The following is a 19,587-nucleotide window of genomic DNA, read 5'->3' on the forward strand; positions in this document are numbered from 1 at the left end:
GGTTTCTACTTACTATAACATCGAATGCGTAAAGCCGTTCCTTGGCGAGGAGGGTTGGTCGGAAAGTGACGGAAATCTCACTAACTTCACACTGAAATCGCATTTTGCACTCGTTCCGCACGACCAAGCCTCGTCAACCCGGACTTGATCCGGGGTCCCGCTTTTCGACGCCGCAGAGCGGGGCCCCGGATCGAGTCCGGGGTGACGAAAGGGGGGAGGGGGGCTGGCTTCCGAAAGGGCGGAAAACTGCGCAACTTCACGCTGAAATTGTTTGTTCTGGTGGTTTTGTCCCGTTCCCCGGCGAAAGCCGGGGCCCAGCGAACCAAGCCTCGCGCTACCACTCTGGGCCCCGGCTTTCGTCGGGGAACGGAAAGCGTCGAAGAAACGGCAGAAATCTGCGCAACTTCACGCTGAATTCGCTGTTTATCTTCGCGGGCCAAGATCATCCCGCAAGGCTATGTCGCCGGGATAATGTAGGACAGCGATTTTTCGGGGTTGGCGTTTAGGCCACCACCCCGAACAAATCATGCTCGTCGGCATCCTCGATTTCGACATCGACAATATCGCCGGCCTTGAGCGTTGCGGCGACGTCGCGCAGATAGACGTGACCGTCGATTTCGGGTGCATCCGCCTGTGAGCGGCCGGTGGCGCCGATGCTGCCGTCTTCGTCCGCATCACCGACTTCGTCGATGATCACGGGCATTGTGCGGCCGATCTTGGCTTCGAGCTTGGCGGCGCTGATCGCGGCGGTCTTTTCCATGATGCGCTGATAGCGCTCTTCCTTGACCTCTTCGGGCACCTGATCGTCGAGCGCATTCGCCTGCGCCCCCGCGACGGGTTCGAAGCGGAAGGCGCCGACGCGGTCGAGCTGGGCTTCGTCGAGCCAGTCGAGGAGATATTGGAAATCGGCCTCGGTCTCGCCGGGGAAGCCGACGACGAAGCTCGAACGCACCGCGATATCGGGCGCAATCGCGCGCCAGTTCTTCAGACGGTCGAGTACCTTCGCCTCGTTCGCCGGGCGCTTCATGCGCTTGAGGACGCTCGGGCTCGCATGCTGGAAGGGGATGTCCAGATAAGGAGTCAGCAATCCCTCGGCCATCAGCGGGATCACCGCGTCGACGTGGGGGTAGGGGTAAACATAGTGGAGGCGCACCCATGGGGCGCGGCCTTCGCTGGTCTGGAGCTGGCCGAGTTCGCGCGCGAGGTCGGTCATGTGGGCGCGGACTTCGCGGCCCTTCCACTGGCGCGGATCGTGGCGCGTGTCGACGCCATAGGCCGAGGTGTCCTGGCTGATCACCAGCAGTTCCTTGGTGCCCGCAGCGACGAGCTTTTCGGCCTCGCGCAGCACCGCGTCGATGCGGCGGCTGACGAGTTTTCCGCGCAGATCAGGGATGATGCAGAAAGAGCAGCTGTGGTTGCAGCCTTCGCTGATCTTCAGATAGCTGTAATGGCGCGGAGTGAGCTTTAGCCCGCCCTCGGGCACCAGATCGATGAACGGACCTTGGGTGGGCGGGGCGGCTTCGTGGACCGCGTCGACGACCTGTTCATATTGATGCGCGCCGGTGACCGCGAGGACGTTGGGAAAGCGTGCGCGGATGACGTCGGCTTCATTGCCCATGCAGCCGGTGACGATGACGCGGCCATTTTCGGCCATCGCTTCGCCGATCGCCTCGAGGCTTTCTTCTTTCGCCGAATCGAGGAAGCCGCAGGTGTTGACGAGCACGACGTCGGCGCCCGCATAGTCGGGCGACAGGCCATAGCCGTCGGCACGCAACTTGGTGAGAATCCGTTCGCTGTCGACCAAAGCCTTGGGACAGCCGAGCGAAACCATGCCGACTTTCGGCTGGGCGGGAAGGGTTTTGGTTGCCATGATTGGGCGCGCCTTTACGCGATTTCGCGGCCCTTGTCACGCGCAGCGCGCGGGGCCATGCAGCAGGGCGACAAAGCGAGGCCTGACGGTAAGGGCGCGCAGATGAAGGATGATCGCATATGATAGGCGTGTTTGCGGCGATTTCGGCGGCCATTGCGGTCGCGGCGGGGGCGTTTGGCGCGCATGGCGCGGCGGGGCAGCAGGAGGCCGAATGGCTGCGCACCGGCGGGCTGTATCAGCTGATCCATGCGGTTGCGGCGCTGGCGATCATGGGCGTTGCGCGCGGACCGGCCGCGATGCTGCTCGGTGGGTCGATTCTGTTTGCCGCGACGCTTTATGCGATGGCGCTGGGTGCGCCGCGCTGGCTGGGGGCGGTGACGCCGATTGGCGGCACGTTTCTGATCATCGGATGGCTGTGGGCCGCGTGGATTTACTGGCGGGGTTAGGCATCGGGGCCGGTCAGCCGCCGGGGACGCTCGCCTCGCACTCTTCGCAGCGGACAACCTCGACCACCTGGTCGCCATGTTCGAGACGCTGCGCTTCGGCTTCCCAAAAGCCATAGGGCTTGCCGCCGCGATAGATGCGCAGCCCGCGTCCGCCGCTGGCGAGCTCGTCGAGGCTGCGGCCGATCTCTTCGGCGCTCACCGGCCGTTCGCGCAACTGGACACGGCCGCCGATGCTGGCAAGGTCGGCCATATAGTCGGCGACATGCGCGCCCTGCGCCGATCCCGCGAGCAGCAGGCCAGTGAAGCTGACCGGATTGATGACATTGTTCGCGCCCGCCTGCCGTGCGAGCAGTTCATTGTCCTGGGTGCGGATGACGACGCTGATCGGGACATGCGGCGCGAGGTGGCGCACGGTGAGGACCATCAGGATCGAGGTGTCGTCGCGGCCCGCCGATACAAGCACCGACTGCGCCTCGCTGATCCGCACGTCGATCAGCGTTTCGTCACTCGACGCATCGCCTTCGAGCACGTTGCATCCCATGGCTTCGGCGGCGTTGACGCGGTTGCGGCTGCTGTCGATGACGACGATACAGGCAGGGTCGGTGCCGCGCGCGATGAGTTCGCGGACCGCTTCGCTGCCACTGACGCCGAAACCCAGTACGACGATATGGTTGGTGAGCTTTGCCTGGATACGGGCCATGCGCCATTTTTCCCATGTGCGTTTGAGGACGAAATTATAGGCGGTGCCGACGAAAATGAAGAGCACTGCGATGCGGATCGGGGTGACGATCACCGCCTCGATCAATCGCGAGCGGTCCGACACCGGGGCGATGTCGCCGAACCCCGTCGTGGTGACCGAGATCATCGTGAAATAGACGACGTCGAGGAAGCTGATCTGGCCGTCGTGGCTGTCCTTCAGCCCCGCGCGGTCGATCCAGTGAACGAGGACGACGATGCCGATCAGCAAAAAGGCGACGCTGAGGCGCGTGACGACATCGGCCCAAATCGGCCATTTGCTCGCCCGGCGCAGCGGGTTGAAGCGGTGTTGCAGCTTCAGCTTGTCGGACGGCTTGCGGCTCATTGCCGCTCTTGTGCCAAAGCGATGGCGCTTAGGCTAGCCGCTAAGCGCTATAGGCCCCGCGCAACGCGGCGAGCGAGGCGTCGTGGGTCAGGTCGAGCTGGAGCGGGGTGACCGAGATAAAGCCATCGTCAATCGCTTCGAGGTCGCTGTCGTGCCCCGGCGAATGTTCGATGCCGTGGAGGCCGAACCAATAATAGGGATAGCCGCGCGGGTCGGTGCCCTCGACGATCAGGCTGCGGCCATAATCGTGGAAGCCCTGGCGTGCGACGCGGATACCGCGGACGTCGGCGGCGGGGATCGCGGGGAAGTTGATGTTGATCAGCGTGCGCGGCGGCATCATTGTGGTGAGCAGCGGGCGAATGGCTTTTGCGCCCCACGCCTCGGCGGCTTCGAACGGCACGGTGTCGGCCATGCCTTCCTGCGCATAAACCTGGCTCAGCGCGATCGCCGGGATGCCCGCGAGCGCGGCTTCGATCGCGGCCGATACGGTGCCCGAATAGGTGACATCGTCGCCGAGGTTCGCGCCGCGGTTGACGCCGGAGAGGACCAGATCGGGCTTTTCGGGCATCAGCTTGCCGATCGCCATCATCACCGCGTCGGTCGGGGTGCCGCTGCACGACCAGCGGCGTTCGGCGTGCTGGCGGATGCGGACGGGGCGCGACAGGGTGAGCGAATGGCCGGCGCCCGATTGCTCCTCGGCGGGGGCGCAGACCCAGATATCGTCGGAAAGCTCGCGCGCGATGGCTTCGAGGACGGCCATGCCGGGGGCGTGATAGCCGTCGTCGTTGGTGAGGAGGATGCGCACTTTTCTGGTCTTTCTCTTTTCGTCACCCCGGACCCTTCGACCTGGCTCAGGACAGGCTTGATCCGGGGTCCACTCCGGCGCCGAGGGCATGGACCCCGGATCAAGTCCGGGGTGACGATGGTTTAGTTGGTTGTCGGGGTGAGGCGAGTGATCCCGCCCATGTAAGGAAGCAGCACGTCGGGAATGATGACGCTGCCGTCGGCCTGCTGGTAATTTTCCAGCACCGCGACGAGCGTCCGCCCGACCGCGAGGCCCGACCCGTTGAGCGTGTGGACAAATTCATTGGCGCCCTTCTTTGTCATGTGCCCATGACCGTGATGCCCGGAGCCGTGATGGCTCCCGGCGGGCACACCCTCGCGGCGGAAGCGCGTGTTCATGCGGCGCGCCTGGAAATCGCCGCAGTTCGAGCAGCTCGAAATCTCGCGATAGCTGTTCTGGCCGGGCAGCCAGACTTCGAGGTCATAGGTTTTGCGCGCGGCAAAGCCCATGTCGCCGGCGCACAGCAGCATGCGGCGATAGGGGAGTTCGAGCGCTTCGAGGATCGATTCGGCGGCGCGGGTCTTGCGTTCGAGTTCGGCGTCGGCGTCCTCGGGACGGACGACCGAGACCAGCTCGACCTTCCAGAATTGATGCTGGCGGATATAGCCGCGCGTGTCGCGCCCCGCCGAACCCGCTTCGGAGCGGAAGCAGGGGGTGAGCGCGGTCATGCGGAGGGGCAGGTCGGCGTCGGGCAGGATTTCCTCGCGCACCGCGTTGGTCAGGCTCATTTCTGAGGTCGAGATCAGCCAGCGGCCGTCGGTGGTCTGGAACAGATCCTCGCGGAATTTGGGAAGCTGGGCGGTGCCGAACGCCGCTTCGTCGCGGACCAGCAGCGGGGCAGCACATTCGGTGTAACCGGCCTCATTGGTCTGACGGTCGATCATAAACTGACCGAGCGCGCGTTCGAGGCGCGCCATCGGGCCTTTGAGGAACGCGAAGCGTGCGCCCGCCATCTTCGCTGCGGTCTCGAAATCAAGGCCGAGCGCGGGGGCGAAATCGGCATGTTCCTGCGGCGCGAAGTCGAAGCTGCGTGGGGTCCCCCAGCGCGCAATTTCGACATTGCCATCCTCGTCGACGCCCTCGGGGACGTCGGCGGCGGGCAGGTTGGGGAGCGCGGCGAGTGTGTCGTGCAGCGCGGCAAGCTGTTCGCGCTCGGCAGCCTCCTGCTCGGGCAGCGACGTTTTGAGCGCCGCGACTTCGGCCTTCAGCGCCTCGGCGGTGTCCTTGTCGCCCTTTGCCATCGCCTGACCGATCGCCTTCGACGCCTCGTTGCGGTGCGCGAGCGAAGCCTGCATTTCGGTTTGCAGCGCGCGCAGCGATGCGTCGGCGGCAAGGATGGAGGCGGACAGGGGTTCGAGACCGCGGCGCGCGAGGCCGGCGTCGAATGCTTCGGGATTGTCCCGGATCAGGCGGATATCATGCATGGACGCGCTATGGCGTTGCCGCCCAGCGCGCGCAAGCCCGACGTCGCTTGGTCCTCCCTGTCGCGAAGCGATGGGGAGGGGGACCGCCGCCGCAGGCGGTGGTGGAGGGGCAGCGACGCCAGCGCCCATAGCCCCTCCGTCAGCCCTTCGGGCTGCCACCTCCCCATGCCTGCGGCACAGGGAGGATTGTTATTCCAGCAAGGCGGCGAGTTGACCGATCGCAGTGCCCCAGCCTTCCTGGAAGCCCATTTGGTCATGCTTGTCACTGTCCTCGGGGCTCTTGTGCAACACGCGGGCCGAATAGAGCGTGCCGCCATCCTGCGCCTCGAAGGTCAGGATCGCGGTGAGCGCAAGCCAGGGTTCGGCGGGCTGCCAGCCCTCGGTCAGCACCGTCGTGAAGACCAGCCGCCGTTCGGGGATGGCTTCGAGGAAACAGCCGTCGACATGCGGCTGGAAATCGCCGCTGCCCTCGCGCATCCGCGTGACGAAGCCGCCGCCGGGGCGCAGGTCGAGCGTGACGACCTGGCACTCGATCGGGGCGGGAATCCACCATTTTTCGAGATTGGCGGGGATGCTCCAGGCGTTCCACACCGCGGCGGGCGGCGCGGCGATGAAGCGTGAAATCGTCAATTCGGTGGGGTTGGTCATTCTTCGCTCCCGGGATGTTGCGATTCGACGAAGGCGGCGAGGCGGTCGGTGCGCCCCTGCCAGACGGCGCGCTGCTCGCCGAGCCAGTCTTCGGCGGTGGCGAGGCGGTCAGCGTTGAGGTGGCAGGTGCGGACGCGGCCGCGCTTTTCGGAGCGGATCAGCCCGGATGCCTCCAGCACCGACAGATGCTTCATGAAAGCAGGTAGCCCCATGGCGAAAGGCTCCGCCAGCCGTGTAACCGGCGCGCCGCCGCTGAGCAGTCGGCCGACCACCGCGCGTCGGGTCGGATCGGCGAGGGCGTGAAAGAGTGAATCGAGCGCGGGCTGTTGCTTCACCATATGGGAAACCATAATCAATGCTTTCCCATATGGCAAAGTAATTGACCTGGCCAAGAAAAAGGGGCCGTCCGATGAAGAACGACCCCAGGGTGGTGGTCCGGGTTGCCCCCCTGACCCCCAGTGGATGGCTTAGGCCGCGTCGGTGTCGGCGCTGTTCCGGCTGGCGGCGCGGCGGCGGACGACGAGGGCGGCGGCGGCGGCGCCGAACAACAGGATCATCGGCGGCGCCGGCACGGGGGTCGGGTCGCCCGACGAGCTGCTGGTGCTGCCGTTCGAGGATGACGAACTCGACGATGAACTGCTGCTCGACGATGAGGATGAAGTGGAACTGCTGCCGAAGCTGCTGCTGCCGCCGGTCGCGCCCGATGAGGTCGCGCCGCTCGACGTGCTGCTTGATGAAGAGGATGAAGAAGAACTGCTGCTCGATCCGCCCGACGAACTGCCGCCGTGCGAGCTGCTGCCATGCGACGATCCGCCCCAGCCCGAGCTGCCATGACCGTGCGAGCTGCCGCCGCTCGACGACGATGAGCTCGACGAGGAAGAGCTGGACGACGAACTCGACGACGAGCTGCTGCTCGACGATGTGGATGTGCTGACATTGCCCGACGAGGTTGATACGCCGCCGGTCGAGGTGCTGACGCCGCCCGTCGAGGTCGAAACGCCGCCGGTAGAGGTCGACACACCGCCCGTCGAAGTCGAAACCCCGCCAGTGGAGGTCGAGACCCCCGACGAGGTGCTGGTGGTCGAGCTGAGGCCACCGGTCGTCGTCGAGGTGACCACGATGCTGCCGCTGCTGCCGCCGCTGCCGCCGCCGCCAAAGCCACCGCCGAAGAAGCCGCCGCCGAAACCGCCGCCAAAGCCGCCGCCGATTACCGTGACGCCGCCGCCGCTGCCGCCGCCTTCAAAGCGCTGCTGCGGGAAGGGGGCATAGGGGATGGGGGGCAGCGGGATCGTCTGCGTTACCACCTGTGTCTGCGGCGTTTCGGTGCGGATGATGCGCTTGGTCGTCACGACGCGGCGCACGCGCTTGACCGGCTTGCGCGCCGCATGGCGCTTGCGCACGACCGGCTTGGTGCAGGGGGTGCAGGACGGCGCCTTGCGGACCTGCGCCGCTGCGGGCACTTCGGCGATCTTCATCGCGCCGCTGCCAATGATGGCGCCGCCGCAGGTGCAGGCGCATAGTTTGGCGAGGGCCATTCGGACAGACATCAGATTTCTCTCTTCTTTCCCATTGCGGGCGATCGGCGCCGCCGGCCCGGCACCCGTTCACACGATCAGCTACGGCCAAAAGGCCAAGGCTTTGTGAACACGGCAATCGTGTTAACCGCGTTCACCTGTCCGACAGCGGGAATTGCACCCCGGAATCAACCCTGAACACTGCTTTTGTCCCAAAACAGCACGAAAATGGCAACAATTCTATGTCGTTGACGAGGCTTTGTCTCAATATCGGTCGTTTTCGCGGGGGTGGGGCGCCGCGAGAATCATCCGGCGTCGGGCAATAGTTCACCGCTGATTCACTTGTTCCGCATTAGTTGGTCGCTTCGGCGCTTGTGTAGAAACCAGTGGCTGGTTATAGGCCCGGCGCATTCCCCGGTCTGCCACCGCGGCGGCCGCGGCGAGAGGAAAGGACGCAAGCCTTCGTCATGCCGACCCAGATTGCCGACATTGGCGCCGACGCGCTTCGACAAGCCAAATCAAACCTCGATTCGGATTATGTTCCCAGCGACAACGAAGAGTTTATGAATGAGCGGCAGCAGGAATATTTCCGCGGCCTGCTCCTCGCCTGGAAAAAGTCGATCCTGACCGAATCGGAATCGACGCTCGCGCATCTGCAGGACGGGCCGCTCCGCGAACCCGATCTCGCCGACCGCGCCTCCAGCGAAACCGACTGGGCGATCGAGCTTCGCACCCGCGATCGCCAGCGCAAGCTGATCTCCAAGATCGACTCGGCGATTCGCCGGATCGACGAGGGCGAATATGGCTATTGCGCGGTGACGGGCGAACCGATTTCGCTCGCCCGGTTGCAGGCGCGTCCGATCGCGACGATGACGCTGGAGGCCCAGGAGCGCCACGAGCGCAACGAACGCATCTCGCGCGAAGATTGACCTTCTTCTAACGGTTTACGTTTCGGCAACGGCTCTATCCTAAATTCGCCGCCTCGGTATTTTTACGGGGAACGGGTCGCAATGGATGGTCAAATACCGGTTACGCTGGATGAAGAGGGAGCGGCGCTGTCGCGCGGCGCCGATCGGGACAGCCTGTTCCTGCAGGCAAGCCTGCTGCTTCCTGGTCGTCCCGACCCCGTCATCGTGCGCGTACGCAACCTGTCAGCAGGCGGGATGCTCGCCGAAAGCCCGGTCTCGGTGACCGAGGGTGCGGCGATCGCGGTCGAGTTGGGCAATGTCGGCCGGGTTTCGGGACGGGTCGTGTGGGCGGGTGAGGGCAAGTTCGGCATTGCCTTTGACCAACAGGTCAATCCGCAGGCGGTGCGCCGTCAGGTGGTTCAAAAATCGGATTTACCGCCGCATCTGCGGCGTAGCGGACTGGAGCGCGTGCCAATCTACCGCCGGCGCTGATGTTTCCGGGGGGAAGCATCAGCCGGCGGTAGCGGCTGGATGGTCTATCAGGCGATCGTGACCATCTCTTCCTTGATCCTGAGCTTTTGTTTCTTCATTTGCGCCAGCAGGCCCACGTCGGGGGCGGGGCGGCGCTCTTCATTCGCAATTTTCACATCGAGGTCCGCGTGGCGGGACTTCAGGGCGGAAAGGTGCGACATGCTCATTGGCCATTCTCCTTTTCGACTCGATTGGCAGGGCCGAGTAAATCACGAATCGCCCCCCATGTCGTGGCGATTCGGCCAGCCGGTCCCCGTTGCGGACCAACCGTGATCGTGGCAGGAAGACCTTTGTGAACCCCGATGAAATTTCCCAGCGCCTGGAGCTACTTCGCGTGGAGCACCGCGATCTCGATGCCGCGATCATTGCGCTCGCCGACGGGGCGGTGCCCGACCAGTTGCAACTCGCCCGCCTGAAAAAGCGCAAGCTGCGGCTGCGCGACGAGATTCAATGGTGCGAGGATCAACTGCTCCCCGACATCATCGCCTGAGGCGCAGGCTGATTCAAAACGGGACGGCGGCGTTTTTCATGGTTACCGCCATTGCGGACCCGGGCGCGGCCATGCCATTCTGAGCCCATGTTCAGGGGCCAAACGCATATCAGGACCGCCGACCTTCCGGTGCAGCGCGCCCAGGTCGAGAATCTCTATGTCGAGGCGATGCTGCTCGCCGATGAGGCGCATGCGGCTTTTGCGACGCAGCGCGATCTGGGCCGAATAGAGGGAGGGCAGCGGACCCGTGACGCGCTGTTCCTGATCGACCTTGCGTGCGAATCGCTCAAGACCACGACGCGACTGATGCACATCATCGCCTGGCTTCTCCACCGCCGGGCGATGATCGCGGGTGATCCCGGCGCGGCGGCGAACGACAGCGCAGCGGGCATCGGCGACCCCGTCGCGGCAGATTGGGATATTTGCGCTAGCTTCGACGAATCGACCCGCCGCATCATCGCGGCGAGCGAACGGCTGTTCGAACGCGTTGCGATGCTGGAGACGGGGTGGGATGCGCCTGCGGTGGCCCCGGTGCAGCAGTTACTCGCACAGCTGGAAGCGCGGCTCTAAACTTTGTTGTCATCCCAGCCACTCGACCCACGCGCCATGCGCGTGCGAGCGGCCAAGCATTTTCGGTGTGCCGTCGCCCGGCCAGTGGCGCACAACCAGTTCGTGGTGATGGATGGTGCGGTTCGCCTCTAGCGCGATCCACGCGAGCGGGCGCTCTGCGGTCGCGCGAGCGCCTGCGGCTTCCATCGCTGCGGTGACGCGCGCCTGCTGGGCGGCGGGGACATATTGCCAGACGATCGAGTGCATCAGGACGCGTGTCGTGCCCTCGGCCTGTGGCTTGGCGAGTTCGGCCTCGACGAAATCGGCGGCGTTGCTTTTCACGAAATTCGGCTTCTTTTCCGTGGCCGCCGCGATCGCGGCCTCGATGCGCGCGAAGCGGATATGATGTTCGGGCCAGACATAGGCTTTGAGCCGCAGCGCCTGCGCGGGATCGGTCAGGTCGACCGGCGCCACGTCGCAGCCCTTCAAGCCCGCGAAGGCGATCTTGTGCTGCGGCGGATGGTTGCCGCGCCATTCGGGGGTGAAGGCCATCACACCGGGCTGGGGCCCGACCTGCACCGCGGCCAGATCGTAATGATAGCGGTCGATCATCAGATTGATCCCCGCGCTTGACCCGATTTCGAGGCAGTCGAACAGCGGAGGCAGGCCCTGTTCGGTCAGCCACAGCATCGCGGCGATGAAGTTCGACGAGCGCCCTGCTTCGTTGGTCTGCGGCGGGCCGTCGAGCCAGGGGAGCAAGGCGGCCTCGTGGCGCGCGGCGACCCCGGCGACGATCGCGGCGTCGTTAATATCCTCGGAATCGGCATAGATGGGCGCGAGTTCATGCGCGGCGCCCGCCAAGTGCAGGGCGTGCATTCCGCCCGCGGCGCGCAGTGGCAGCGCATCGGCCAGCGGTGCGCCTTTCCAGTCGGCGATGCGTCGCGCAAATATGGTGGCGGGCTTGTCGAGGAGTGTTGCCAGCGCGGCGACGATCCGGGCGGTAATCGGTGCGTCATTGGCGCGGCAATAGGCGACCTGATTGGCAAAAGCGGTGCGGACGGCCCGCGGACCGGTTTCGGCCATATCGACTGGCTGATAGCGCTCGCTCATTGCCCTTTTTTCCTCCGCCGCCTATGTGCGCGACGCTTATGCCCGAACCGATCATCTTTGCCATCCCCAAGGGACGGATCCTCGACGAGGCGCTGCCGCTGCTCGCGCGCGTCGGAATTGAACCTGCGCCGGACTTCTTTGATTCGAAGAGCCGTTCGCTGATCTTCGGGACCAATCAGCCGCATATCTCGCTGATCCGCGTCCGCGCGTTCGACGTCGCGACCTTCGTCGCACATGGCGCGGCGCAGCTTGGCATCGTCGGGTCCGACGTCGTCGACGAATATGATTACAGCGAACTTTATGCGCCGGTCGACCTGGGTATCGGTCATTGCCGCCTGTCGCTCGCCGGCCCCGCCGACAGCGCCCCGCCGGGAATCGGTGCGAGCCATATTCGCGTCGCGACCAAATATCCCGCGACGACGCGCCGGTGGTTCGAAGGGCAGGGCATCCAGGCCGAGTGCATCAAGCTCAATGGCGCGATGGAAATTGCGCCGAAGCTTGGGCTCGCCTCGCACATCGTCGATCTGGTCTCGACCGGAAAGACGCTCGTCGAAAATGCGCTCGCCGAACAGGTGGCGATTTCGCAGGTATCGGCGCGGCTCGTCGTCAACCGTGCCGCGTTCAAGCTGCGTTCGGCCGAGGTGCCGGCGCTGGTCGAGAAATTCCGGCAGGCGGTGGGCGATGCGGCGGCTTGACGCCTCCGCGCCCGGCTTTGCGGCCGCGTTCGACGCGCTGGTCGATGACCGGCGCGAAAGCGCGTCCGACGTCTCGGCCGATGTTGCGGCGATTGTCGCGCGGGTAAAGGTCGAGGGCGACGCTGCGCTCGCAGATTATACCGCGAAGTTCGACCGCTTCGATTTGGACGCGAGCGGCTGGAGCATTTCGAAAGAAGAGTGCGCCGCCGCCTATGACGCGCTGTCGCCCGAACTGCGTGATGCGCTGAACCTCGCGGCCGACCGCATCCGCGCCTATCACGCCGCGCAGTTGCCCGAGGATCGCGATTATCGCGACGATATGGGCGCGCGGCTTGGCGCGCGCTGGAACGCCGTCGATGCCGCGGGGGTCTATGTCCCCGGCGGGCGCGCCGCTTACCCTTCCTCGGTGCTGATGAACATCCTGCCCGCGAAGGTCGCGGGCGTCGAACGTATCGTAATGATGACCCCGACCCCGGGCGGTGAGGTCAATCCCGTGGTGATGGCCGCCGCGCATATCGGCGGGGTCGATGAAATCTGGCGCGTCGGCGGAGCGCAGGCGGTTGCGGCGCTCGCTTATGGCACCGACAGGATCGCGCCGGTCGACGTCGTTACCGGCCCCGGCAACGCTTGGGTCGCCGAGGCGAAGCGCCAGCTTTACGGCGTCGTCGGCATCGATATGGTTGCGGGGCCGAGCGAGATCGTCGTCGTCGCCGATGCGAAAAACGAACCGCACATCATCGCCGCCGACCTACTCAGCCAGGCCGAGCATGACCCGACGAGCCAGTCGATCCTGTTCACCAACGATGCCGCCTTCGCCGATGCGGTCGCCGCCGCGGTCGATGCGATCATTCCGACGCTGAGCACTGCCGCAACGATGCGCGAAAGCTGGGACGTCAATGGCGCGATCATCGTCGTGCCGACGCTCGCCGATGCGATCCCGCTGTGTGACCGGCTCGCCGCCGAACATCTCGAACTTGCGGTCGATGCCGATGAGGCCGACGCGCTGTTTGCGAAGGTGCGCCACGCCGGATCGGTCTTCCTTGGCCGCCACACCCCCGAAGCGATCGGCGATTATGTCGCCGGTCCCAACCATGTGTTGCCCACCGGTCGCCGCGCGCGTTTTTCGAGCGGGCTGTCGGTCACCGACTTTATGAAACGCACCAGCTTCCTCGCGCTCGATCCGGCCTCCCTCGCCGCGATCGGTCCTGCCGCGGTTGCGCTTGCCGGCGCCGAGGGGCTTCCCGCCCACGCGCTGTCGGTCAGCCAACGCCTCAAGTGAAACGAAAAAAGCCATGAACAAACGCTCCCAGTCCCGCTCCGCCGCCCGTCTCGCCGCCGTCCAGGCGCTCTATCAGCATGAGATGGAGGGGACTCCGGTCGCCAAGCTGATCCACGAATTCCATATGCATCGCATCGGTGCGACGATCGAAGATGCCGAATATGCCGACGCCGACGTCGAATTTTTCGACGATATCGTGAAGGGCACGCTGGCGCGCTCCGCAGAGATTGACGCAGCAATCGTCGCGCGGCTCGCGAGTGGCTGGTCGATGGAGCGGCTCGACCGCACGATGAAGGCGATCCTGCGCGCCGGTTCCTATGAGCTGATGGCGCGGTCCGATGTTCCCATCGGCGCGGTGGTCAGCGAATATGTCGATGTCGCCAAGGCCTTCTTTGACGCGCGCGAAGCGGGCTTCGCCAACGGCCTGCTCGACGCGATCGGCAAGAATGTGCGGAAGAGCGCCTGAGGCGAACAAAGGCGTGGCCGAGGTCCATAAGATCCGCTTTGACGGACAAGTCGCGCTGATCACCGGCGCCGCGCGCGGTATCGGCCATGCCTATGCCCGGCTGCTCGCCGAACGCGGCGCGACGGTCGTCATCCACGATATTGGCGCCGATTCGGACGGGCAGGGCTGCGACCCCACCGTCGCCGAAGGCGCGGCGGACGCACTGCGGGGTGCGGGTTGGCAGGCATCGGCGGCGCATGATGCGATCGATACGCGCGATGGTTGTCACGGGCTGGTCCAATCGGTGCTAGCCGCGCACGGCCGGATCGACATGCTGATCCACAACGCCGGTTGGGTCGGCTATCAGAGCATCGAGACGCTCGAGCCCGCTTTCCTGCAACGCGCGCTCGCGCTTCAGGTCGAGGCGCCCCTGTGGCTGGCGCAGGCGGCATGGCCCGCGATGGTCGCGCAGACGCATGGCCGCATCCTGTTCACCACATCCGACCGCGCTCTCTATCCTCAATATGCGTTGAAGGGGCTCACCGCCTATGCGGCATCGAAGATCGCACAGGTCGGCATCATGAATGTGCTCGCGCTCGAAGGCGCCGACCATAATATCTGCGTGAACGCGATCTCGCCGGTCGCCAAGACGCGCATGTGGGGCGTCGAGGATGAGCCCGACGAACTCCACCCCGAAGCCATCGCGCCTGGCGCCATCTGGCTGGTCTCTCGCGATTGCCGCGAATCGGGCTGGGTGTTGCGCGCCAGCAACGGGCAGTTTCATGCCGTGCGTCCGGCCGAAGCGAGCGGGGTCGATTATCCGCGCGATTTGCGCGCGGTTGTCGCAGACACGCCCGAGGCGGTGGCTGCAGCATGGTCGCGCATCGCGGTTTCGGAACCCGAGCGGCGGTAGCCGTCGCTCCGGCGGAGTGTGCGGGGAACCAGCATCGCCGGTATCCGTTCGCATCGAGCGAAGTCGAGATGCCCCTCGACTTGGCACTGTTCCGAAGGGTGTCTCGACTTCGCTCGACACGAGCGGATAAGGACTGCCCGGAATGTGACGAGAGGGTCATATGAGCGAAGCCGATTTCATCACCCGCATGCGCGCCATCGCGACCGATCCTGCCGCGCGCGGGCTCGCCGACGATGCCGCTGTGTGGGAGGGGCTGGTCCTCACCCATGATATGATCGTCGAGGGCGTCCACTTCCTGCCCGACGACACGCCGCAGGATGTGGCGTGGAAACTCGTTGCGGTGAACCTGTCCGACCTTGCCGCGAAGGGCGCTGTGCCGATCGGCGTGCTCGTCGGTTACAGCCTCGGCGACGATGCGTGGGACGCGGCTTTTGTCGATGGGCTGGAGAATGTGCTGCGCCGCTTCGGCGTCATCCTGATCGGTGGCGATACGGTGCGCGTTCCGGCGGGAGCGCCGCGCAGTTTCGGCCTGACCGCGATCGGCCGCGCGCCCGAGGGCGGGGCGCCCTCGCGCAGCGGCGTCCGTCCGGGCGACCAGCTGTGGGTGACGGGGGCGATCGGCAATGCCGGGCTCGGCCTCGCGATGCGGCTGGGGCAGGAGGAGGCGAACGAGACCTGCCTGGCCGCCTATAGCCGCCCGCAGCCGCAGGTGACCTTTGGTCAGGCGGTCGCGCGCCATGTCCATGCGATGATGGACGTGTCCGACGGGCTGCTGATCGATGCGCAGCGCATGGCCGACGCCAGCGGGTGTCAGCTGGGGATCATGGTCGAAACCATCCCGCTGTCGGCGGCGCTGCTCGCGGTGCGCCCCGATGTCCTCGACACGCGGCTTGCGGCGGCGACCGCGGGCGACGATTATCAGCTGCTTTTCGCCGCCGATCCGGCTGTGGCGGAGCGTATTCGCGAGATTTCGGCGGGGCTCGACATCGCCGTGACACCGATCGGTCATGCGGGCGTCGGCGAGGGACTGATGCTCACCCACCATGCTCAGCGCATCACGCTTCCCGCGCGTTTGGGCTTCATGCACTAGTTGATGTTCCGCAAGTCGCGGCCCGGCAAGGGACGGTGCAATGGGAGAGTTTGCTTTGAAATCGGTTCGGATGTTGGCGATCTGCTTCGCATGGCTTGGGTGCCTGGCGTATTCCGCGCAGGCGGCCGCGGAGCCAGTGGTCGCTGTCACACAAGCGCAAACCGTCGATCCCGACGAATTGCCGACTGACGAGACACCCGATCGCATCGCAGCCCTGACAGCCGAGTGCGATGCCGACGACGCCAAGGCCTGCACACGGCTCGCCTATTTCTACCACGAAGGCGACGACGTCCCACAGGATGACGTCCGCGCGACCGCGCTTTTCGCGCGCGCCTGCCATTTGGGCGACATGACGGGCTGTTCGATGGCGGGCTATGCCTATGGCGCGGGGCAGGGCGTCGAACGCTCGCACGAGCGGGCCGCGGCCTATTATGCTTTCGCCTGCCATGGCGGCGATGCGACCGCCTGCTCGAACCTTGGCCTATCCTATATCGGCGGCGACGGGGTGCCAGTGGATGCGAAGCGCGCCGTGCAATTGTTCCGGCAAGCCTGCGACATGGATGACATGGATGGATGCGCGAACCTGGGGGCATCCTATTCACTGGGCAAGGGCGTGACGCCGAACCAGCGTCAGGCCGCGCGGCTTTTCGAGCGCGCCTGCAACGCCGACGACCAGCATGCCTGCTATAATCTGGGCGTTCTCCACCGCGACGGCCTCGGCATGCCGCGCGACTATAAAAAGGCTTTTGCGCTGTTCCAGCAAAGCTGCGGGGTCGACGAGGCGGCTGCCTGCGGAAATCTGGCGATGCTGGTGAACGACGGGCGCGGCGTGCGCCGGGACCGCGAGCGGGCCCTCGAATTGTTCGACCGGGCCTGTCAGTTTGGCGAGCCCGAAAGCTGCTTCACGCTGGGGCGGGCCTATCAGACCGGAAAGGGCATCGAGCCCGACGCCGCGCGCGCCATCGAATTGCTCGAGCGGGCGCTGGAACTTGACCCGAATACCGAATCCGCTGCGGAAGCGCGAAAGGCGCTGAACCTCGCGCGCGGTACGGACGTCGGGGCTAGTCAAAACAAGCCACGGAAAACTGCGGAATAACCGGCCTTGCCCTTGGCTGGCTTTCTTCCCATAACTTGGCGTCCAAAATTTGGGGCGGTCGCACGGGGGAGAGGGCGAACCGGCAATCAATAAGTCGGACGTGCTCGACTGCTATCTCTGCGTCGCCCTTCTCAATGGGAAGGAACAGTCACGCATGAATCCGATTTTGATCGCGATAGCGTGCGGCATCGTCGCCGTGCTCTATGGATTCATTACCTCCCGACAGGTGCTCAGCGCCTCGGCCGGTAATGAAAAAATGCAGGAAATTGCCGCCGCCATTCAGGAGGGCGCCAAGGCCTATCTTGGCCGCCAATATCGCACCATTGCCATCGTCGGCGTCGTCGTCGCCGTGCTCGTCGGCTATTTTCTCGGCGCCATTTCGGCGACGGGCTTTCTGATCGGCGCCATTTTGTCGGGCGTCGCGGGCTTCGTTGGCATGAACATCTCGGTCAAGGCCAACGTCCGCACCGCGGCGGCGGCGCAGACCAGCCTTCAGGCCGGCCTGACCATGGCGTTCCGTGCGGGGGCGATCACCGGCCTGCTGGTGGCGGGGCTCGCGCTGCTCGCGATCTCGGTCTTCTTCTGGTATCTGACCGGCCCGGGTGGCTTCACCGTCGGCGGTGACGACCGTACTGTGGTCGACGCGCTTGTTGCGCTCGCTTTCGGTGCCTCGCTGATCTCGATCTTCGCGCGTCTCGGCGGCGGTATCTTCACCAAGGCCGCCGATGTCGGCGCCGATCTCGTCGGCAAGGTCGAGGCCGGAATTCCCGAGGATGACCCGCGCAACCCCGCGGTGATCGCCGATAACGTCGGCGACAATGTCGGCGATTGCGCCGGCATGGCTGCCGATCTGTTCGAAACCTATGTCGTCACCGTCGGTGCGACGATGGTGTTGATGGCGCTGCTGCTGAAAGATGCGGGCGACATGCTGATGCCGTTGATGAGCCTGCCGCTGTTGATGGGCGGCGTCTGCATCATCACCTCGATCATCGGGACATATTTTGTCCGCCTCGGTGGCGGCAAGAATGTCATGGGCGCGATGTACAAGGGTTTCCTCGTCACCGCAGTTCTTTCGGTTCCGGCGATCTGGTTCGCGACCAGCTATGTCCTGAAGGGTGACATGACGACCGACGTCACGGGGACGACGTTTAACGGCAGCGATCTCTTCTATTGCTCGCTGCTCGGCCTCGTCATCACCGGGCTGATCATCTGGATCACCGAATATTATACCGGCACCAATTATCGTCCGGTGCGCTCGATCGCCAAGGCTTCGGAAACGGGGCATGGTACCAACGTCATCCAGGGGCTGGCGATCAGCCTTGAATCGACCGCACTGCCGACGCTGGTGATCTGCGCCGGCATCATCGCGGCGCATCAGGTTGCGGGTATCGTCGGCATCGCCTTTGCCGCCACCGCGATGCTCGCGCTGGCCGGCATGGTCGTTGCGCTCGACGCTTATGGCCCGGTCACCGACAATGCCGGCGGCATTGCCGAAATGGCGGGCCTCGATGACTCGGTTCGTGAAAAGACCGACTTGCTCGATGCGGTGGGCAATACGACGAAAGCCGTCACCAAGGGCTATGCCATTGGTTCGGCGGGTCTCGCGGCTCTGGTGCTGTTCGGTACTTATACGGCCGACATCACCGAATATTCGGCCAAGCTTGGTTTGACCGAGCCGCTGACCTTCTCGCTGTCGTCGCCCTATGTCATCGTCGGGCTGCTGCTCGGCGCATTGCTCCCGTACCTGTTCGGTGCGTTCGGCATGACGGCAGTCGGCCGCGCGGCGGGTGAGGTGGTCAAGGATGTTCGCGAGCAGTTCAAGAACAATCCGGGCATCATGACCTATGAAACCAAGCCCGACTATGCGCGCACGGTCGATCTGGTGACCAAAGCGGCGATCAAGGAAATGATCATCCCGTCGCTGTTGCCGGTGCTGGCCCCGATCGTCGTCTTCTTCGTCATCCGCGCGGTTGCGGGTCCGGCGGCGGCGCTGGAAGCGCTCGGTGCGCTTCTGCTCGGCGTGATCGTCGGCGGGCTGTTCGTCGCCATCTCGATGACCTCGGGCGGCGGCGCATGGGATAATGCCAAAAAATATATCGAAGACGGCAATCATGGCGGCAAGGGCAGCGAGGCCCATAAGGCCGCGGTGACCGGCGACACCGTCGGCGATCCGTACAAGGATACCGCGGGTCCGGCGGTCAACCCGATGATCAAGATCACCAATATCGTGGCGATCCTGCTCCTCGCGGCACTGGCACACGGCGCGGTTTAAGCCGCACCGCCTGCGGGCAAAAGAAAGGCCCCGTCGGAGAGATCCGGCGGGGCTTTTTTTTGTCTGCGCTGTCGTCACCCCGGACATGATCCGGGGTCCAGAAGGCGAGGGGGCCCATGGATCCCGGATCAAGTCCGGGATGACGAAGAGGGGGGGCGCTAGGGGGTGGTTAGCTGACAATGATTTCGTCATGCTGAACTTGTTTCAGCATCCATGGCCTGCCCCCTAATCCGGTGCGGCGCTGACGGAGAGGACTGACCATGGACCCTGAAACAAGTTCAGGGTGACGATAAATGAAACGGCGGTTTTTGGTCGCAATTCGCCGCTCCTGTTCCCCGGCGAAAGCCGGGTTCCAGTGCGTCTTAACGCAGGCCTCGCTTGG

Annotated in this window: 21 protein-coding genes; 12 read left to right on the forward strand and 9 right to left on the reverse strand. The window is 64.8% G+C overall.

The annotated features are described in order from the left end of the window. Positions 1–502 precede the first annotated feature (502 nt). Entirely contained in the window at positions 503–1,870 is a 1,368-nt protein-coding gene (rimO, locus tag CDQ91_RS12350; RefSeq protein ID WP_088473039.1) for a 30S ribosomal protein S12 methylthiotransferase RimO, read from the reverse strand. Positions 1,871–1,989: 119 nt separating this feature from the next. Here rimO and CDQ91_RS12355 point away from each other — a divergent pair, with 119 nt between their 5' ends. Then, complete coding sequence (locus CDQ91_RS12355) at positions 1,990–2,316, forward strand: DUF423 domain-containing protein (RefSeq protein ID WP_088473040.1); 327 nt, start codon at positions 1,990–1,992, stop codon at positions 2,314–2,316. A gap of 13 nt (positions 2,317–2,329) precedes the next feature. Here CDQ91_RS12355 and CDQ91_RS12360 read toward each other — a convergent pair whose 3' ends face one another. The 6 genes from CDQ91_RS12360 to CDQ91_RS21300 all read right to left on the reverse strand — a co-directional run bounded on the left by CDQ91_RS12360 (position 2,330) and on the right by CDQ91_RS21300 (position 7,860). Further along, positions 2,330–3,397, reverse strand: a complete 1,068-nt coding sequence (locus tag CDQ91_RS12360; RefSeq protein WP_088473041.1) for a potassium channel family protein — start codon at positions 3,395–3,397, stop codon at positions 2,330–2,332. Positions 3,398–3,437: 40 nt separating this feature from the next. After that, positions 3,438–4,202, reverse strand: a complete 765-nt coding sequence (surE, locus tag CDQ91_RS12365; RefSeq protein ID WP_088473042.1) for a 5'/3'-nucleotidase SurE — start codon at positions 4,200–4,202, stop codon at positions 3,438–3,440. A 122-nt stretch (positions 4,203–4,324) separates the two neighbouring features. Next, entirely contained in the window at positions 4,325–5,665 is a 1,341-nt protein-coding gene (serS, locus tag CDQ91_RS12370) for a serine--tRNA ligase (protein WP_088473043.1), read from the reverse strand. Positions 5,666–5,854: 189 nt separating this feature from the next. Continuing rightward, a complete protein-coding gene (locus CDQ91_RS12375) occupies positions 5,855–6,313 on the reverse strand; it encodes an SRPBCC family protein (protein WP_088473044.1) in 459 nt (152 codons plus the stop codon). Beyond that, positions 6,310–6,651 carry an ArsR/SmtB family transcription factor gene (locus CDQ91_RS12380; protein WP_088473045.1) on the reverse strand — a complete coding sequence of 114 codons (342 nt, stop codon included), beginning with the start codon at positions 6,649–6,651 and terminating at the stop codon, positions 6,310–6,312. Before CDQ91_RS12380 ends, CDQ91_RS12375 begins: the two co-directional genes overlap by 4 nt. A 129-nt stretch (positions 6,652–6,780) precedes the next feature. Continuing rightward, positions 6,781–7,860 carry a PEP-CTERM sorting domain-containing protein gene (locus CDQ91_RS21300; protein ID WP_158213670.1) on the reverse strand — a complete coding sequence of 360 codons (1,080 nt, stop codon included), beginning with the start codon at positions 7,858–7,860 and terminating at the stop codon, positions 6,781–6,783. A gap of 434 nt (positions 7,861–8,294) precedes the next feature. On the opposite strand from CDQ91_RS21300, the gene dksA reads away from it, so the two are divergent. Then, the gene (gene dksA, locus CDQ91_RS12395) at positions 8,295–8,756 is read left to right on the forward strand and encodes an RNA polymerase-binding protein DksA (protein WP_088473047.1); all 462 of its coding nucleotides are present in this window, start codon (positions 8,295–8,297) and stop codon (positions 8,754–8,756) included. A gap of 81 nt (positions 8,757–8,837) precedes the next feature. Further along, positions 8,838–9,227, forward strand: coding sequence for a PilZ domain-containing protein (locus CDQ91_RS12400; RefSeq protein WP_088473048.1), 390 nt, complete (start codon positions 8,838–8,840; stop codon positions 9,225–9,227). A gap of 47 nt (positions 9,228–9,274) precedes the next feature. Here CDQ91_RS12400 and CDQ91_RS12405 read toward each other — a convergent pair whose 3' ends face one another. Beyond that, a complete protein-coding gene (locus CDQ91_RS12405) occupies positions 9,275–9,433 on the reverse strand; it encodes a YdcH family protein (RefSeq protein WP_088473049.1) in 159 nt (52 codons plus the stop codon). A 125-nt stretch (positions 9,434–9,558) separates the two neighbouring features. Here CDQ91_RS12405 and CDQ91_RS12410 point away from each other — a divergent pair, with 125 nt between their 5' ends. After that, positions 9,559–9,756, forward strand: coding sequence for a YdcH family protein (locus tag CDQ91_RS12410; RefSeq protein ID WP_088473174.1), 198 nt, complete (start codon positions 9,559–9,561; stop codon positions 9,754–9,756). An 87-nt stretch (positions 9,757–9,843) separates the two neighbouring features. Beyond that, a complete protein-coding gene (locus CDQ91_RS12415) occupies positions 9,844–10,326 on the forward strand; it encodes a DUF1465 family protein (protein ID WP_237245961.1) in 483 nt (160 codons plus the stop codon). 9 nt (positions 10,327–10,335) lie between these two features. On the opposite strand, the gene CDQ91_RS12420 is transcribed toward CDQ91_RS12415, so the two are convergent. Continuing rightward, positions 10,336–11,415 (reverse strand): DUF2332 domain-containing protein, encoded by a 1,080-nt coding sequence (locus CDQ91_RS12420; RefSeq protein WP_088473050.1) that lies wholly within the window; start codon positions 11,413–11,415, stop codon positions 10,336–10,338. A 38-nt stretch (positions 11,416–11,453) separates the two neighbouring features. On the opposite strand from CDQ91_RS12420, the gene hisG reads away from it, so the two are divergent. From hisG to CDQ91_RS12455, 7 genes are all read left to right on the forward strand, one after another. After that, entirely contained in the window at positions 11,454–12,110 is a 657-nt protein-coding gene (hisG, locus tag CDQ91_RS12425) for an ATP phosphoribosyltransferase (RefSeq protein ID WP_088473051.1), read from the forward strand. Next, complete coding sequence (hisD, locus tag CDQ91_RS12430; protein WP_088473052.1) at positions 12,097–13,389, forward strand: histidinol dehydrogenase; 1,293 nt, start codon at positions 12,097–12,099, stop codon at positions 13,387–13,389. The genes hisG and hisD overlap by 14 nt, the downstream gene beginning before the upstream one ends. A gap of 13 nt (positions 13,390–13,402) precedes the next feature. Then, the gene (gene nusB, locus CDQ91_RS12435) at positions 13,403–13,855 is read left to right on the forward strand and encodes a transcription antitermination factor NusB (RefSeq protein ID WP_088473053.1); all 453 of its coding nucleotides are present in this window, start codon (positions 13,403–13,405) and stop codon (positions 13,853–13,855) included. Positions 13,856–13,868: 13 nt separating this feature from the next. Next, complete coding sequence (locus CDQ91_RS12440; protein WP_201791896.1) at positions 13,869–14,747, forward strand: SDR family NAD(P)-dependent oxidoreductase; 879 nt, start codon at positions 13,869–13,871, stop codon at positions 14,745–14,747. Between the two features lie 160 nt (positions 14,748–14,907). Then, positions 14,908–15,837 (forward strand): thiamine-phosphate kinase, encoded by a 930-nt coding sequence (gene thiL / locus CDQ91_RS12445; RefSeq protein WP_088473055.1) that lies wholly within the window; start codon positions 14,908–14,910, stop codon positions 15,835–15,837. A 136-nt stretch (positions 15,838–15,973) separates the two neighbouring features. Next, complete coding sequence (locus CDQ91_RS12450; protein WP_158213671.1) at positions 15,974–16,933, forward strand: tetratricopeptide repeat protein; 960 nt, start codon at positions 15,974–15,976, stop codon at positions 16,931–16,933. A gap of 154 nt (positions 16,934–17,087) precedes the next feature. Continuing rightward, positions 17,088–19,205 carry a sodium-translocating pyrophosphatase gene (locus tag CDQ91_RS12455; protein WP_088473176.1) on the forward strand — a complete coding sequence of 706 codons (2,118 nt, stop codon included), beginning with the start codon at positions 17,088–17,090 and terminating at the stop codon, positions 19,203–19,205. The last annotated feature ends 382 nt before the right edge of the window (positions 19,206–19,587 follow it).

Origin of the sequence: Sphingopyxis witflariensis, from assembly GCF_002205635.1 — a bacterium.
Taxonomy (GTDB): domain Bacteria; phylum Pseudomonadota; class Alphaproteobacteria; order Sphingomonadales; family Sphingomonadaceae; genus Sphingopyxis; species Sphingopyxis witflariensis.